The sequence below is a fragment of the Collimonas sp. OK307 genome (genome assembly GCF_900113705.1).
In the GTDB taxonomy this organism is placed as follows: domain Bacteria; phylum Pseudomonadota; class Gammaproteobacteria; order Burkholderiales; family Burkholderiaceae_D; genus Collimonas.
In genome coordinates this window covers 155,351-171,302 of sequence record NZ_FOQI01000008.1, presented here as the reverse complement: position 1 = coordinate 171,302, position 15,952 = coordinate 155,351, and the positions used below count along the sequence as shown (strand labels likewise).

Below are 15,952 nucleotides of genomic sequence, written 5' to 3'. Positions count from 1 at the left end.
TCTGCCGCGCTTCGATAGCGCGAATGGCCCGGCAAGTGTCACAATGCGCCCACAACTACTTACATCAATTAAATCGGCAGGGTAAACATGCAATTGACCTGGCTTGAAGATTTTGTCGAGTTAGCTCGGACCCGCAGTTTTTCCCGCGCTGCGGAAAACCGCTTTGTTACCCATCCGGCTTTCGGCCGTCGCATCCACGCACTGGAACAATGGGTTGGCGCGGAACTGGTCGCGCGCACCCAACCACTATCCCTGACACCGGCCGGCTTGCTGTTTCTCGATGCCGCAACGCATACGATCGATGTCTTGCATGCAGTCCGGGCACAATTGCAAGATACAACCCAGCATCCCGACGAAGTGCTGCGCGTCGCCACCGGCCGTACCCTGGCGCGAACCTTCTTCCCGGGTTGGTACGAAGCGATCAACCACCGCTTCGGCCCCTTCCCGGTCTCAGTCAGCACCGGCGGCGCGCAAGAGGTCATCTTGCGCTTGTCGAGCGGCGACGTCGATTTGCTGGTGATCTATTCCAGCCCGACCACGCGCTTGTTGATCGATCCCCAACGTTACGAATCCGTCACGCTGGCGCGCGAGGTGCTATTGCCGGTCAGTGCGTCGGATGCCAAGGGATTTCCTAAATTCCGGTTGCCGGCCGTCGACACGACGACACCTATTCCCTGGCTGGCATTTTCCCAGTCGCTAACGCTACGCGGCGTACTTGCCAAGCACCTGGCCAGCTTGCCGCAAAAATTATCGCTACGCATAGTCTACCAGGCCGATTCCTACGAATCGATTCTGGAAATGGCCAAGCGTGGCACCGGCCTGGCCTGGCTGCCGCAACGGTTGGTGCAGGAAGATTTGAAGCAGGGCAACTTGTTGTTGGTTGGCGATGCCGACATGCGCGTCAGTTTCGATATTTCGCTCTATCGCATGCGGGGCAACACCAATGCGCTGGTCAACGCGATCTGGGAAGGTGTTTCTGCAGATGTCATCGATGACCAATAGCAAACGGTGCCTGGCGCCCGATGCTGCAACAATGACCGCAAGCAAAATACCGCAATCAAAATAAAAAGCACAAACCTGTGCCGAAACGGCAATTGGCGTTGCGATGGGCTCCCTATACTTCCACAAATTTTCAAAAATTATGGACAGGGTCCGACACGAAACACACTGCAGGTGTTGCTCGCAGAGCAGTGACAGCCTCCTCTCCAGCCAGTTTTGAAAATCAAAATAGCGCTCCGTCGTGCAATTTTTGCAACCGACGAAGCGCAATAACTATAATTCTGGAGCTATCGCATGTCATCACAACCACGAACATCGGGAGCACGCAGCTTGCCGATCAGCAAACCGCGTAATCCCTGGAAAGAAATTTGCGCCGCCAGCATCGGCAACGCACTCGAATTTTACGATTTGCTGATCTACGGCTATTTCGCGATTGTGATCGGCAAGACGTTCTTCCCGGCGGCGAACGAAACCACTTCCTTGCTGCTGAGCGTAGGCACCTTCGGGATTTCATTCATCATGCGTCCGCTCGGCGCTATCATCCTTGGCTCGTATGCCGACCGGGCCGGACGCAAAGCATCGCTGACAGCCTCAATCTTCATCATGATGATCGGCACGGCAATGATTGTCTTTGCACCGACCTATGCACAAATCGGTATTGCATCGCCGCTGATCGTGATCGTGGCCCGCATGCTGCAAGGCTTTTCCACCGGCGGCGAATTCGGCGCAGCGACCGCATTCATGGTCGAACATGCCGATGCCAAACGAAGGGGTTTCTTTGCCAGCTGGCAGTTATCGACACAGGGTCTGGCAACCGTATTTGCCGCCGGCGTCAGTGCGCTTCTAAGCTACACGCTGACAGATAGTCAAGTCAATGACTGGGGCTGGCGGATCGCGTTCGGCATCGGTTTGCTGATCGGACCGGTTGGTATGTATATACGCAGCCAGATCGACGAGACCCCGGAGTTCAAGAAAATTGCTGCAGTCAAGCCTGAGAAGTCGCCGTTGAAAGTTGTGCTGGTGCGTGACCGTATCAACCTGCTGCTGGGCATAGGCGTGGTTTCGGGCGCGACCGCGTTCAACTACGTACACAAATTGTACATGCCGACCTATGCACTGAAACAATTGCATATCCCGGCGACCTCTTCATTTCTCAGTGCGATGGTGACCGGGCTTGTCCTGATGGTCAGCGCGCCGGCATTTGGTGCGCTATCGGATCGCTACGGCCGTTTCCGTGTGCTGTCGATTGCGATGCTGACGATAGCTTGTACTTCCTATCCCTTGTTCCTGTTATTGATAACCTGGCCGTCGGTCGGCACCTTGATGCTGGTCCAGGGCCTGGTCGGCCTGCTGATTGCGGCATGCCTCGGACCGATCCCTGCGATGTTGTCGGACATCTTCCCGACCAGCACCCGCGGCACCGGACTCGCCCTCAGCTATAACTTTTCGGTCACCTTGTTTGGCGGCTTTGCGCCGTTGATCGTGACCTGGATGATCGCCTTCAGCGGAAGCAAGCTGGCGCCTAGTTTTTATGTGATGGCAACGGCTTTGATCAGTATTGTGGCAGTGCTGGTGCTCGGCCGCCGGATGGCGCGCCGCGGTCCGGTCTGAAACTCCTCCCTTTCAATTCATTAAATCTATTTAGCTTTTCGAACAGGAGCAACGTTAATGAAAACCCTGGAACAGATTCGTGCAAAGTTGCAGGAATATCCGATCGAGGTGACTTTCCCCGATATCACGGAATGGCAAACCGGTAACACGGGTGTCGATTACATCCATACTTTCGACAGCGGTGTAGCCGGCCCGCATGCCATGATCCTGGCGCTAACCCACGGCAACGAAGTCAGCGGCGCCATCACCGTGGACAGGTTCCTGCGATCGGGCGTGCGGCCGGTTAAAGGCCGTCTCACGCTCGGTTTCGCAAATGTAGATGCCTATCGCCGTTTCGATAGCAGCAACCCGGATGCAAGCCGCTTCATTGATGAAGACATGAACCGCGTCTGGTCCGAGGCGCGACTGGATAGCAGCGACGACTCGCAGGAACTGCGCCGGGCGCGCGCATTGCGGCCGATTATCGACAGCGTCGATTTTCTGCTGGACCTGCATTCCATGCATGAGGAAGCGCCGCCGCTGATGTTAAGCGGGCCGTTGGCCAAAGGCATCCAGTTTGCCGTCGACATCGGCGTCCCCGAGCATGTGATCGTCGACGCCGGACATGCAAACGGCAAGCGGTTGCGCGACTATCGCGACTTCGGCGATGCCGCCAGCCCGAAGAACGCCTTGCTGATCGAGACCGGGCAGCATTTTTCAGTCCGCAGCAAGGACGTCGCCATGGATGCAGCATCTCGCTTCCTGATCACGACCGGTGTGGTCGCAGCGACAGATTTAACGGTTTTCATGAAGCAAGCCAAACCCGCCGCGCAACAGGTCCTGCAGGTAACGCAAGCGGTGATAGCAGACACGATGGATCTCGAGTTCACGCAAGATTTCCGGGGATTGGAGCGGATTGAACACGCTGGTACCGTCATCGCGCGTGATGGCGACAGGGAGATTGCCACGCCTTATGACGATTGCGTGATCATCATGCCGTCGCTACGTCATCTCGGTCCGGGTGTAACCGTGATGCGTTTGGCGCGCGTGCTTGACAACTGGTAATAAAAACCGCCACACCTTGCCGCGATGATCATGTACGGTAAGGTGCGGCGTCCAGTCAAAACTCAGCTCGGTCAGCTCATTCGGCCTTCGCCAGCATATTAAAAATACTGGAAAAATCCAGCCCGCCGGCACCGCTCTTGCTGTGGATGTCGTACAGGTTGCGCGCCAGTGCGCCCAGCGGCACGCTGCTGCCGGTGGACAGGGAGTTTTCCACCGCCAGCCCCAGATCCTTCAACATCAGGTCGACGCCGAAACCACCACTGTAACCCTTGGAAGCCGGCGCATTTTCCATCACGCCGGGACAAGGGTTATACACTTCCAGCGCCCAGTTGCGGCCCGAACTTTTCGCCATGATTTCCGACAGCACCTTAGGATCCATGCCGTTCGCCATGCCCAGCCTGATCGCTTCGGACGTGCCGATCATCAGAATCCCCAGCAGCATGTTATTGCAGACTTTCACGGTTTGACCGCTGCCGTTGTCGCCTGCATGGAAAATCGCCTTGCCCATCTTTTCCAGATAAGGCTTGGCCAAGGCAAAACCTTCGTCCGAACCGCCGACCATGAAGGTCAGCGTGCCGGCAGCAGCACCGGCAGTGCCGCCCGAGACCGGCGCATCGAGCATGACAAAACCTTTATCGCGCGCCGCAGCCGCCACCTTGCGGGCAGCGTCTGGAGCGATGGTCGAACAATCGATCAGCAAGGCATCCGGCGCGGCTTGCGCCAGGATGCCGCTGGCTCCTAGATAGGCTCCTTCGACATGGCGGCTGGCCGGCAGCATTGTGATGATGACCTTGGCGGCGCCGAGTGCGGCCGCCAGATCCTTGCCGGTACTGCCGCCGCCGGCGACGAACTGCTCGACGCTGGCAGCCACCAGATCATGGCCGCTGACCTGGCAGCCGGCTTTCACCAGATTCAGCGCCATCGGCAAACCCATGTGGCCAAGGCCTATAAAAACGATTTCGCTACTCATACCAGAATCTCCTGAAGTACATCGTTAATCCGATCTGTAACCCGATCTGACACCCGGCATCACTTCATGGAAATCGTCGTATTGATTTCACCGCCATCCGCATCCGGTGCAAACCAGCGCGCAGTCACGGTCTTGGTCTGGGTCCAGAATTGCACCGCCTGTTTGCCGTTAGGGCCGAGATCGCCAAGCTTGGAGGCGCGCGAACCGGTAAAGCTGAAATACGCCACCGGCACCGGAATCGGCACGTTGATGCCGACCTGGCCGACATCGATCTCATTCTGGAACTTGCGTGCGGCCCAGCCGGATGACGTGAAGATCGAAGTGCCGTTACCGTTCGGGTTAGCGTTAATGAACGCAATCGCGTCGTCCAGCGTTTCCAGTTCGACTATGCACATGGCCGGTCCGAAAATTTCCTGCGTATAGATATCCATCGTGGCGGTGACACCGGCAAAAATAGTCGGGCCGACGAAATTACCGTCAGGGTAACCGACCACCTGGCAGTTGCGGCCATCCAGCAACAGCTGCGCGCCCTGCTCCACGCCGGTTCCGATCAGGCGCTCGGTACGCGCCTTGGCAGCCTTCGACACCATCGGTCCGAGGTCAGCCTTGCGATCACTGCCGGGGCCGATTTTCAGGCCGCGTGAACGCTCGACGATTTCCGGCAGCCAGGAGCGCGCCTTACCCACCAGCAGCACCATCGAGTTAGCCATGCAGCGTTGGCCGGCAGCGCCGAACGCCGCGCCCAGCAAATTGTTGATCGCTTGATCCTTGTTAGCGTCAGGCAGCACGATGCAATGGTTTTTCGCCCCCATCATGCATTGCGCGCGCTTGCCGGCCTCGCTGGCGCGGCGGTAAATATGGGTGCCGACATTGGTCGACCCGATGAAGGAAATCGCCTTGATATCGGGATGATCGCACAGCATGTTGGCCACATCCGGGCCGCCATGCACCACGTTCAACACGCCCGGCGGCAAGCCGGCCTGCTGCGCCAGTTCTACCAGGAACAGCGACGAGGAAGGATCTTGTTCGGATGGCTTGAGGATAAAGGTATTGCCGCAAGCTACCGCCACCGGGAACATGAAGCAAGGCAGCATCACCGGAAAATTGAACGCCGTGATGCCGGCGCCGACGCCGATCGGCTGGTTGATTGTGTAGACATCCACGCCGGTAGCGGCGTTTTCCGCCAGCTCGCCCAGCTGCAGCGAAGTGATGGAGCAGGCATGCTCGACTACTTCCAGGCCACGCATGACTTCGCCCTCGGCATCCGGCAGGGTTTTGCCATGCTCACGGGTAATCAGCTCGGCCAGCGGCGCCATGTTTTCACGCAACAGCTGCTGGAACTTGAGCATGATGCGCATGCGCTGCGCCAGCGAAGTGTTACGCCAGCTGGCAAACGCTTGCTTGGCATTGGCCACCGCGTGATCGACTTCTGCCTTGGTGGCGAACGGCACCCGCGCCACTACTTCCTGGGTTGCCGGATTGAGGACGTCGCGCCATTCGCTGCTGGTGGACTGGACGGCTTTGCCGCCGATGTAGAGGGGAACATTAGGGATATTGGTAGCTGCGTTGGTAGCTGACATGATGACTTCCTTCAACAATATGACAATTGCAATTAAAAGATAATCGGCGTTCTTGCTGATTTTTGCTGGTTCTTTCTACAGCATAGAACACCCTGCTGTGTTTGCCTTACTTAACCAAAGGACAGGAAGCATCCATCGGTTTGAAAGCCTGCTGCGCCGGAATCGTCGATAGCAGCTTCAGGTAATCCCAAGGAGCTTTCGATTCGGCCGGCGTTTTAACCTGATACAGATACATGTCATGGATCACACGGCCATCCGGACGGATAGAGGCGTTGCGCATGACGGCGTCATGGATAGGGATTTCACGCATTTTCTGGGTCACCACTTTCCAATCGTGCGATTTGGTAGCGGCCGCCGCTTTCAGATAGTGATAGACGCTGGAATAGACGCCGGCATGCACCATGGTCGGTTTGTTGCCTTTATAGAGTGCTTCGAAACGCTTGGAAAAAGCGCGCGTATCGTTATCGTAATCCCAATAGAAACCGTCGGTATAAATCAAGCCTTGCGCATCGTTCAGGCCGAGCGCATGCACATCCGACAAGAACACCAGCAACGCCGCCAACCGCTGGTTCTTGGTACCGATGCCGAACGAACGTGCTTGCTTGATTGCATTGACGGTATCCTGGCCGCCATTGGCCAGGCCGATTACTTGCGCCTTCGAACTCTGTGCCTGCAACAGGAACGACGACAGGTCGCTGGCGTTCAAAGGATGGCGAACCGATCCGACCACGGTGCCGCCCAGGCTCTTGACGACATCGCCGGCATCTTTCTCCAGCGACTGGCCGAAGGCGTAATCGACGGTGACAAAATACCAGGATTTCTGCCCCATCTTGGTCAACGCGGCAGCGGCCCCGGCTGCTTGCGAGTAGGTATCAAACATCCAATGGAAGCCGCCAGGCGCGCATTCCGCATGGGTCAGCACGGTAGTTGCCGGGCCGCTGTACATGGCGATGCCGCCCTTGTCGCGAACCAAGCGCTGGACCGCCAGCGCCACTGAAGAATTGGTCAGGTCGGCGATGGCGTCGACCTTGTCGCGGTCGATCCACTCGCGTGCCTTGGAGGCGCCGATGTCAGCCTTGTTCTGATGGTCTGCAGTGAGCAGTTCGATTTTCATACCTTTGCATTCGGCCTTCATGCAATCCTCGATTGCCATCTTGGCCGCTACCACCGAACCCGGCCCGCCCATCGCCGAATACGGCCCCGACATGTCGGTCAGGATGCCGACCTTATAGACATCGCTATCCTGGGCCAAGGCATGGCCTGCGGTTAGCAAACCCGATAACGAAAAGATCACGGCCGAACATCGTGCAAGCAGCTGGTGGCGCTTTGTCAACATCGTTGTCTCCTGTTTTGCAGGGTGGGCATGCAATGCCACTCCTACAATCGTTTTTATAAAATTTTCTGTAGAGACATTCTGCATGTGCATTATTATTGGAACAATAGATAATATTCCACAATAGCTTTGCATTTATGCACAGCCAGGACACACAAATGAAATCAACAAACGCCATGCTAGATTGGGATAACCTGCGGGTTTTCCTGGAGTTGACCCGCAGCCAGGGGCTGGTCGAAGCGGCAAAAAAACTCGGCATCGACCACTCGACCGTCTCGCGGCGCATGCGCCGCTTTGAAGAACAAGTCGGCAGCCAGCTGTTCGAACGCAACAACCAGGGTTACACGCTGACCGCCGAAGGCCACCGCCTGATCGAATATGCGGAACGGGTCGAGAGCACGGTGTATGCCGCAGCGGAAGAATTGAGCGGCCACAACCGTCTGCTATCGGGACAAGTCCGGCTCGGCGCCACCGAAGGTTTCGGCACTTTTGTGCTGGCGCCGCATCTGGCGCATTTTTGCGCACGGCATCCGCACATCACCGTCGATTTGCTGCCGGTGCCGCGCTTCGTCAACCTGTCCAAGCGCGAAGCCGACATCGGCGTCACCATCGAACGTCCGCAAAGCGGCAACTACGTGGTCACCAAACTGACCGACTATTTGCTGAAGTTGTACGCCACGCCGTCTTACCTGGCAAATCACGCGCCGATCAAGACGGTGCAGGATTTGAACAACCATGCGTTCATCGGCTATGTTGACGATCTGGTATTCAGCGAAGAGCTCCGCTACAAGGACAATGTCGCACCGGCGGCATTCCGCGCCTTTCGCAGCACCAGTGTGATCGCCCAATACACTGCAGCCCGCAGTGGCCAGGGACTGGCGATCCTGCCCTGCTTTCTGGCCCAGCAAAGCGACGACCTGGTGCCGGTGCTGGATGGCCAGGTCGATATCCAACGCGCATTCTGGCTGGTAGCCGCCACCGAAACCCGCAATGTGGCGCGGGTTGCCGCACTCTGGCGTTACCTGCGGGAAGTGATTGAGCCTAATCGAGCGTTCCTGATGGGAGAGTCGCGGCAAATGATCTACTCGGATACATCAGATACAATCACCAACGCTTGATTTCACGGCGACCAATCTCTCAAAACCACCATCCCGACTCACCATGATCCTGACCGGCCCGGAACTCGTCCAAGCACTTGAACAAGCTGAAGCGACACATTTGAACCGGCAAGTTGCCGCCTGCAGCCAGTTACGCGGATACGAAAAATCCCGCGTCATTGCCATCTGCGGCGGCATCGCTGCGGTGACGGATCCGGTGTTCGGACGCAAACTCAATCACGTCACAGGGCTGGGGATGGGAGTAGCGGTGAACACCGATGAACTTGCGCAACTGGAAAGCATCTATGCCGCGCAGGGACTGGAGACGCACATCGATGTCTGCCCTCACACCGACGGCAGCACGCTTGCAGTCCTGGCCGAGCGCGGATATTCCGTCAACGCTTTCAGCAACACTTACGTGCGCGAGCTGGCGCCGACGGATACCTACGCTGCGGAACATGGCGGGAGCGGGATCGAAATAATCACCGATAGAGCATTTGTCGAAGCTACATTCGTCAGCGACTCAGTCGCCGGATTTTCCGTGCAAGCGGTAAATCGTCCTGCCGTTTTACTGGAAACGCTGGCGCAGATAGCGCTGCAGCGAAGCGATACGCTTCTGTTCGCCGCAACCATAGACGGCAAAGTAGCCGGTACCGCCGGCATGAGCCTGATCGAAACAGCTTCGGGATTACTTGCGCATTTGTATATCGCCAGCACGCTGCCGGCGTATCGAGGACGTGGAATTCAACTGGCCCTCCTGAGGGCCAGGCTGACCGCGGCCCGCAATGCCAGCTGTGCTCTCGCCGGCGTCACCGCCAGACCGGCCAACACCAGCGCGCGCAACACTGAACGCGCCGGCTTTAGCCTGGCTTACACCAAATCGACCTTTATCAAGACTCGTTGATTTCTACCGCAATGCCCTCAGACTGCACCGTGATCGCACCGGGCTCAAAGGTCTTCCCGCTTAAACGCAGCTCGTCGCTGGTGAACGTATAGATCGGATAATCCTTCAATACCTGCTCCGCCACGGCGGCGCCGATCTGGCTCAGCTGCGGCTTGTATTGCGCCGGCACACCATTGAAATCGATGCTATCGACGGTCGGGTTATCCAACAGGATGGCACGTGTCGCTTTGTCATACCGCAAACCGCTACTCAAGGTAATGGTGCCATTCAACGGCGCAGCCAGCAGCAGCGGACTGACCACGTCGACATTCACCCGCGTGAGCACGCGGTTTTGCGCCGGATTGAGGGTCAGGCGCGGATTCCTCAGGCCGACATTGAATACTTCCGCATAGCGCAACCGCTGCGGAAACTTGCTGTCGATAGCGGTCTGCAGTTGCTTTTGCGAAAACGTATACTCATTGGACCAGATGTTGTAACCAGCCCAGGCGGTAGTGGCAACAACCAGCGCGCCAATCGCCAATAGGGACTTCATCAGTTTGCGTCGTTTCATATGCTTTATTTCCTGTCGCTTGCAGGTTGCGGCTTACGGCATGCTGCGATTACAGTTGCCCACAGACCAACAGCTGTTGTATTACTCAAGCTTGTAGTATAGATGGATATCATCGGGTTCAAGCCGAATCGCGTCAGGATCAGGTTTAGGCAGCAACTTGCAGCCAAGCTGCAAGTTGCAAGTTGCTACATCAAGCCTCGACGACATTAAAACCCTCACCGGCAGACGGTGCAACAAAGTAGCGGGTGATCGTATCGAATTCCGCTTCGCTTGTCGTGAATCGATGCGAGCCGTCTTCATTGCGGCGACGCAAACGTGTTTTGCACTCTTCATCCGAGACGTTCAGATAATGGAGGCAATGGGCCGCGCCGGCATTGCTAAAGATATCCCGCATCCATTGGCGGATGGCTGGTGTATTCGCCGGAAAGTCCAGGACGACTGAATTTCCGGTGCGAAGCAGTTGTTCAATGTGACTACCCATGATGTCGCGAAGTCTGGCCGCGCAACGGACATAATCGCTCACTGTGTTTATGTCGCCTGGATAGAGCCGGCTCAACCATTCATCTTCACTGATGAGCAATGTTTTCGGCTTGTCAGCGAGTTGGCGGGTCAACGTCGATTTTCCAGACGCGATTTTTCCGCAGATCATGTGCAGAGTTGGCACGTCGGTTTTCGTTTCTTGCGTCTTCGATCCCATTCACACCTCCTGTTTACTTGGGGAATCCCAAGAAGCAGCCGAAAAAAAACCGCCTCGAGGGCGGGTTTTAGCTACTGCAAAACAAACGCTATCCCACCATTGTTTGAATGGTGCGAATAATCGCTGAAGCTTGTGCATAGAAAAATTTCATAGGCTTTAAGATCGCATACTTAATCATGTTCGTCAATCAACGACCGCTTGAATTCGCCGCAGCTTCCGGATATAGGTCTGTTAGCCTGAATGCTTCCTGAGTCCACGCCACTGATTGAACTCAATGAAAAGTAGCCCAGGCGACTGACGCCGAGAACGCACAAAGCAGCAATGCAGTTGCACGCTGCAACTTGACCCGGTCCATAAACCTCAAGCGCCCGTTGGCTAACGCTGCCCCGAACATGGTCCAAGCGATGCCGATAGGTATCAACAGGGCAGAAAACAGTGCCGTCGCTGTCAAATAGACCTGCATATTGTCAGACGCGACGCTGGGGAAAATCGCGGATGAAAAAAGGAGGGCCTTTGGATTGAGAAGGGTTGCCATGAATAAGGCCTTGGGACCAATCGACCGTTGTCTCGGTGTCGGCAGCATGGATGCCGCTCGCCATACCGTCACCGCAATGTAGACCAGGTAGAGACTGCTGGCGGCGCGTGCGAGGATCGCTACCCACGGATAACTGCTTTGCAAGGGCGCAAGCACTGCCCCCCAGACAGAGATCGCAATCAGGTAGCCAAAAAGCTCGCATGCAATGAGAGGTAATGCGCCTCTGCCCCCTCGTTCCAGGCCCGCCGCCGCCAGTAAGGTGTTGGTCGGCCCGGGCGTCAGGAGGATGACCGCAGTGCTCAGCGCAAAAATAGGAAAGTTGAAATCAGATGTCATCAAAATTTTATTGAGTTAACTCCTCCCAAAACAACTTGGAAAGAGCCGGTTGGCAATCGTGCGGTTCACCGTTCAATCGCGGTTTGTTTGCCAGATTGGAAAGCCTGACAGTTTTTTCGCCATAGTCGGCTTCGGGCTTGCCAGTCCAATTTCGCGATATTTTACGCTACGTGTATCAATGTCTCGTCATGGCCCGGTCAGCGGCGCCCCGACGGCGGCGCTCAGCACAGTATTTCAGCCGTCAATTTGCTGCTATAGTGTTAAGTTACCATCATCGATTTACGCCCACCTCTTCAATAATCAATTCCACGAGAGACACATGAAGAAAAAACACCTGATATCGCTGGTTGTCGCCTTGTGCTGCACCACTTCCGCCGTTTCCTTTGCTCAGACCGCCCAGGCTGACCAGGCCCTGCTGCAGGCCGCGCAAAAGCGCAAGGAGGTCCTGGTCAAGGACCTGGCTACGCTGGTTAACATCGATTCCGGCACCGACGACGCCAAAGGGCTGGCACAGGTCGAAGCCGTGCTGGCCCAGCGCCTGAAGGAAGTCGGCGCCAGCGTCGAGATCGTCGCCGCACCGCCGGCTGCGGGCAAGATGGTGATCGGCAAGTTGCAAGGTGCAGGTACCAAGAACATCATGTTGATGATCCACTACGACACTGTGTTCGGCGTCGGTGAAGCGGCCAAGCGTCCGTTCAAGATCGTCGGCAACAAGGCCTTCGGCCCGGGCGTAGCCGATGCCAAGGGCGGTGCGCTGCTGATCGTTTATGCGCTGGATATCGCGCGCGAACGGGGCTTTAAGGATTACAAGACACTCACCGTGCTGTTTAATCCGGACGAAGAAAAAAGCTCTCTCGGTTCGCGCGACATGATCGCCAAACTGGCGTCCGGCCAAGACTACGTATTGGTGTTTGAACCGCCTGAAGCCGACGTCGTGACGGTGGCCACAAACGGCATCGCTTACGTCCACCTCGACGTCAAGGGCCGCGCATCGCACGCCGGCTCGGCGCCGGAAGCCGGCCGCAACGCCGCCGTCGAATTGTCCAACCAGATAATCCAGCTCAAAGACCTGGGCAGCGCGGCCAAGGGCACGACCGTCAACTGGACCGTGATCAATGCCGGCGACCGCGTCAATATCATTCCTGAAAAAGCCAGCGCCACCGCCGACATGCGCATGTCCGACGTCAGCGAGATCCAGCGCGTGCAGGCCGATGCTGACAAGATCGTCCAGAAAAAGCTGATCCCTGAAACCGAAGTCAGCGTCAAGGTGGAAAACCGCCGTCCGCCGTTCAGCAAGAACGCCAGCAGCGATCATCTGGCAGCCACTGCCGATAGCATCTACAAGGAACTCGGCAAGTCGATCACGCCGGTCTCCATGCGCTACGGCACCGATGCCGGCTTCGCCTACAATCCCAAGACCGGCAAGCCGGTGGTGCTGGACGGCATGGGCATCGTCGGCGACCGCATCCACTCGTCGGACGAATGGGCCGATCTGGACAGCGTGGTGCCGCGCCTGTATCTGACGGTGCGCATGATGGAAGCGATGGCTAAAGGAAAATAAAGAGAAATAGATAGTCGACAATGATGAGGGCAGCTACGGCTAACACACGATTTATCGTGCAATCTTCTGCTGTAGCATCGCCTTCACTTCCGGCCATTCGGAATCGATGATACTGAAGCGTACGGAGTTACGCTTCCTTCCGTCCGGCATGATGCGTTCGTGCCGGACAATTCCTTCCTGTTTTGCACCGATGCGTAGAATAGCCGTTCGCGATTTTTCGTTAAGTTCGTCCGTAGTGAATTGCACGCGGACAGCCTGCATGGCCTCGAATGCATAGGCCAGAAGAAGATACTTCGCTTCAGTGTTGATACCTGACCGCTGGACAGAACTGCTCAGCCAGGTGTGCCCGATTTCCATCTTCCTGTTCACACGGTCGATTTTCCAGAAGCGTGTGCTGCCGACAACCCGCCCGGTATCGCGCCTGTTCATGACAAAAGGCATCACCGTGGCAGCCTGGCGTCCTTCCAGCGCGGTAGCGATGTACTTTTCGATGGCCTCGGGTCCCGGGACGACAGTCACCTTCATGTTCCACAATTGGCCATCTGCAGCCGCGTTTAGCAACGCCGCCGCATGTTCCGGCCGAAGCGGTTGGAGCTCAACTAGTTTACCGACCAAGGTGGGCTGGGCAATTTGCGAGACGCTGTCGTTCATTCCGTGTCGATCTTCGTTTTAATATCCTCATCATAAACCGCTGAGTGGCATTCCGATAGCCTAAGAGAGAACGACGAACTTGCCCTGCGCCTCGTTGCGTTCCATCAACTGGTGAGCATCTGACGCCTCCGAAAACGCAAAGATACGCGATGGCCGCCCGCGAAGCTGTCCACCTTCGACAAGGTTGACGATCTGCTGCATCGGAACATCCGACAAAGGAAAGTCCTCGGAACCAAAATTGAAGCTACCGAAAAAACTCAGATGGGCGCCGCTTGGCAACTGACTGAGCGGGTTGAAATCGACCAAAGGAGCGAGACCACCAAGGAAGCCTGCAAGGCACACCCGGCCGCCGCGCCGTGTTGCGTGCAACGAATCGACAACGGTGCTGTTACCGAGCAGATCCAGGACCGCATCGACCCTGCCGCCGATGGCCGCCAATGCTTCAAACAACTCGCCGTTTGATATCACGACATGATGCGCGCCGAGTTTGCGCAAAAGCGGCGCGCGCTCGGCGCTGCGCGTGGTTGCGATTACCTCGGCGCCCAGCTGTACTGCAATATCGATGGCGGCCTGCCCCAGGCTGGAGGTGCCGCCCCGTACGACGAGCCGCTGCCCGGCCTTGAGTTCAAGATTGCGGTGCAAGCAAGTCCATGCGGTGGAGTAGGTTTCCGGTAAGGCGGCCAGTACCTCCCACTGCAGGCTGGTGTTAACGGGAATGACGTTGCTTGCAGGGACCACCGTGTAGTCGGCATAGCTGCCATTAATGGTGCGCCCCATGCCACCCATCAATGCCATCACTGTTTGCCCCGGAAGCAGGCAACCGGTTGCATCGGATACCACGCGACCGACACATTCGATGCCGCTGATCGCGGCCACCTCTCCCCACTCGCCGCGCCGCATGTATAGCTCGGCCCGGTTCAGGCCAAATGCGCGCACCTCGATCATAACGGCGCCCGGCTGCACGGTCGGCGCCGCTACCTCGACCATTTCCAGCACGTCCGGCCCGCCAAACTGTTTGCGTATGATTGCTTTCATGTCGATCTCCAAAAAATAAATTGATGCACCATGGTAAGATCGATCATTGTTTAAAAAAATTACTTTGTTTTTACAAAGACAGAAGGATTTATCAACAATGTCAGAGCCGACGCTATTGCAGCTGCAATGCTTCGCAGCGCTGGCTGCGCATGGCAGTTTCTCGGCCGCGGCAACCCATCTCAACCGCACGCACCCGACCGTGCATGCCGCGCTCAAATCGCTGGAAGAACAACTCGGTATTACCTTGCTTGATCGCGGCGGGTACCGGGTCACGCTGACCGCCGAAGGCGCGGCGTTTCACGCGCGCACGCTCTTGTTCCTACGTCAATTCGAGGAACTGAAGCGCGAAGCCGCACAACTGGCTGCCGGCGAGGAACCGGAATTACGCGTAGTCGTGGGCGATTTATGTCCGTTACCGGAAACGCTAGGCATGCTGCGCCGATTTTTCGGGGCGAGTACGGGTACGCGTTTGAACCTGATGGTGGAAACCATCAGCGGGCCCTGGGAACGCCTCGATGGCGGTGATTGCGACCTGATCTTTCACCACCTCGACAAGCCAGATCCGCAGGTCGAAGCAATTCCACTATTCGCGGTAAAATTAGTGCCGGTCGCCGCCCCGGGATTTTTTGCCGGCCAGATCAACGACGCGCTCACACCTGACGACATGCGTCCGTACATGCAGTGCGTAATCAAGGATACAAGCCGACGCCCATCGCAGGCCAGGGCCAGCTATTACCTGATTGAAGGTGCACGCACGTGCAACGTTGCGGACCAGTTAATGAAACGCGAGCTCATCTTGCAAGGCTTGGCCTGGGGCCATTTGCCGGTCCATCTGGTTCATGCCGATCTCAAGGCAAACCGGTTGCTGTCGCTGGAAGGCCGGCATTTGCGAGGCGCCACGCTCCAGCACTACGCGGCACGCCGGCGCGATGTGGTCCACGGACCGGTGGCCGAACGGCTTTGGTCCCAGTTACGTAAATCTGCGTCCGGAGACAGCCTGGCGCATCTGTCTTGACCCGGATTTAAGCAAAGCAGCATTACTCAAACGA

The 15,952-nt window shown here is 56.9% G+C and carries 15 protein-coding genes; 7 read left to right on the top strand and 8 right to left on the bottom strand.

Features of this window, described 5'->3' with window-relative positions:
• The first annotated feature begins 87 nt into the window (after positions 1–87).
• The 3 genes from BM205_RS12660 (at position 88) to BM205_RS12650 (ending at position 3,654) form a co-directional block, all read left to right on the top strand.
• Complete coding sequence (locus BM205_RS12660) at positions 88–1,002, top strand: LysR family transcriptional regulator (RefSeq protein ID WP_092414965.1); 915 nt, start codon at positions 88–90, stop codon at positions 1,000–1,002.
• Positions 1,003–1,293: 291 nt separating this feature from the next.
• Positions 1,294–2,610 (top strand): MFS transporter, encoded by a 1,317-nt coding sequence (locus tag BM205_RS12655; protein WP_092414963.1) that lies wholly within the window; start codon positions 1,294–1,296, stop codon positions 2,608–2,610.
• 57 nt (positions 2,611–2,667) lie between these two features.
• Positions 2,668–3,654, top strand: coding sequence for a M14 family metallopeptidase (locus tag BM205_RS12650; protein ID WP_092414961.1), 987 nt, complete (start codon positions 2,668–2,670; stop codon positions 3,652–3,654).
• A gap of 76 nt (positions 3,655–3,730) precedes the next feature.
• On the opposite strand, the gene mmsB is transcribed toward BM205_RS12650, so the two are convergent.
• The 3 genes from mmsB to BM205_RS12635 form a co-directional block, all read right to left on the bottom strand.
• Positions 3,731–4,624, bottom strand: coding sequence for a 3-hydroxyisobutyrate dehydrogenase (mmsB, locus tag BM205_RS12645; RefSeq protein ID WP_092414959.1), 894 nt, complete (start codon positions 4,622–4,624; stop codon positions 3,731–3,733).
• Positions 4,625–4,683: 59 nt separating this feature from the next.
• Entirely contained in the window at positions 4,684–6,204 is a 1,521-nt protein-coding gene (locus BM205_RS12640; protein ID WP_092414957.1) for a CoA-acylating methylmalonate-semialdehyde dehydrogenase, read from the bottom strand.
• Positions 6,205–6,310: 106 nt separating this feature from the next.
• Entirely contained in the window at positions 6,311–7,540 is a 1,230-nt protein-coding gene (locus BM205_RS12635; RefSeq protein ID WP_092414956.1) for an ABC transporter substrate-binding protein, read from the bottom strand.
• A 173-nt stretch (positions 7,541–7,713) separates the two neighbouring features.
• On the opposite strand from BM205_RS12635, the gene BM205_RS12630 reads away from it, so the two are divergent.
• Together BM205_RS12630 and BM205_RS12625 are read left to right on the top strand one after the other, a co-directional pair.
• On the top strand, positions 7,714–8,655 hold the full coding sequence (locus BM205_RS12630) for a LysR family transcriptional regulator (RefSeq protein ID WP_092414954.1): 942 nt from the start codon (positions 7,714–7,716) through the stop codon (positions 8,653–8,655).
• Positions 8,656–8,698: 43 nt separating this feature from the next.
• Positions 8,699–9,538: a GNAT family N-acetyltransferase gene (locus BM205_RS12625; protein WP_092414952.1), complete on the top strand. Its 840-nt coding sequence runs from the start codon at positions 8,699–8,701 to the stop codon at positions 9,536–9,538.
• On the opposite strand, the gene BM205_RS12620 is transcribed toward BM205_RS12625, so the two are convergent.
• The 3 genes from BM205_RS12620 to BM205_RS12610 all read right to left on the bottom strand — a co-directional run bounded on the left by BM205_RS12620 (position 9,525) and on the right by BM205_RS12610 (position 11,656).
• Positions 9,525–10,088 carry a DUF1439 domain-containing protein gene (locus tag BM205_RS12620; RefSeq protein ID WP_092414950.1) on the bottom strand — a complete coding sequence of 188 codons (564 nt, stop codon included), beginning with the start codon at positions 10,086–10,088 and terminating at the stop codon, positions 9,525–9,527. The two genes, BM205_RS12625 and BM205_RS12620, sit on opposite strands and share 14 nt — an antisense overlap.
• Before the next feature lie 190 nt (positions 10,089–10,278).
• Positions 10,279–10,785, bottom strand: a complete 507-nt coding sequence (locus BM205_RS12615; protein WP_092414948.1) for a P-loop nucleotide/nucleoside kinase family protein — start codon at positions 10,783–10,785, stop codon at positions 10,279–10,281.
• Between the two features lie 271 nt (positions 10,786–11,056).
• Positions 11,057–11,656 (bottom strand): LysE family translocator, encoded by a 600-nt coding sequence (locus BM205_RS12610; protein ID WP_092414947.1) that lies wholly within the window; start codon positions 11,654–11,656, stop codon positions 11,057–11,059.
• A gap of 319 nt (positions 11,657–11,975) precedes the next feature.
• On the opposite strand from BM205_RS12610, the gene BM205_RS12605 reads away from it, so the two are divergent.
• Entirely contained in the window at positions 11,976–13,217 is a 1,242-nt protein-coding gene (locus BM205_RS12605) for a glutamate carboxypeptidase (protein ID WP_092414945.1), read from the top strand.
• A 51-nt stretch (positions 13,218–13,268) separates the two neighbouring features.
• Here the strand turns inward: BM205_RS12605 and BM205_RS12600 are convergent, their stop codons facing one another.
• Both BM205_RS12600 and BM205_RS12595 read right to left on the bottom strand, forming a co-directional pair.
• Complete coding sequence (locus tag BM205_RS12600; RefSeq protein ID WP_092414943.1) at positions 13,269–13,868, bottom strand: GNAT family N-acetyltransferase; 600 nt, start codon at positions 13,866–13,868, stop codon at positions 13,269–13,271.
• 60 nt (positions 13,869–13,928) lie between these two features.
• Positions 13,929–14,903, bottom strand: a complete 975-nt coding sequence (locus BM205_RS12595; RefSeq protein ID WP_092414941.1) for a zinc-binding dehydrogenase — start codon at positions 14,901–14,903, stop codon at positions 13,929–13,931.
• Positions 14,904–15,000: 97 nt separating this feature from the next.
• Here BM205_RS12595 and BM205_RS12590 point away from each other — a divergent pair, with 97 nt between their 5' ends.
• Positions 15,001–15,918 carry a LysR family transcriptional regulator gene (locus tag BM205_RS12590; RefSeq protein ID WP_092414939.1) on the top strand — a complete coding sequence of 306 codons (918 nt, stop codon included), beginning with the start codon at positions 15,001–15,003 and terminating at the stop codon, positions 15,916–15,918.
• The last annotated feature ends 34 nt before the right edge of the window (positions 15,919–15,952 follow it).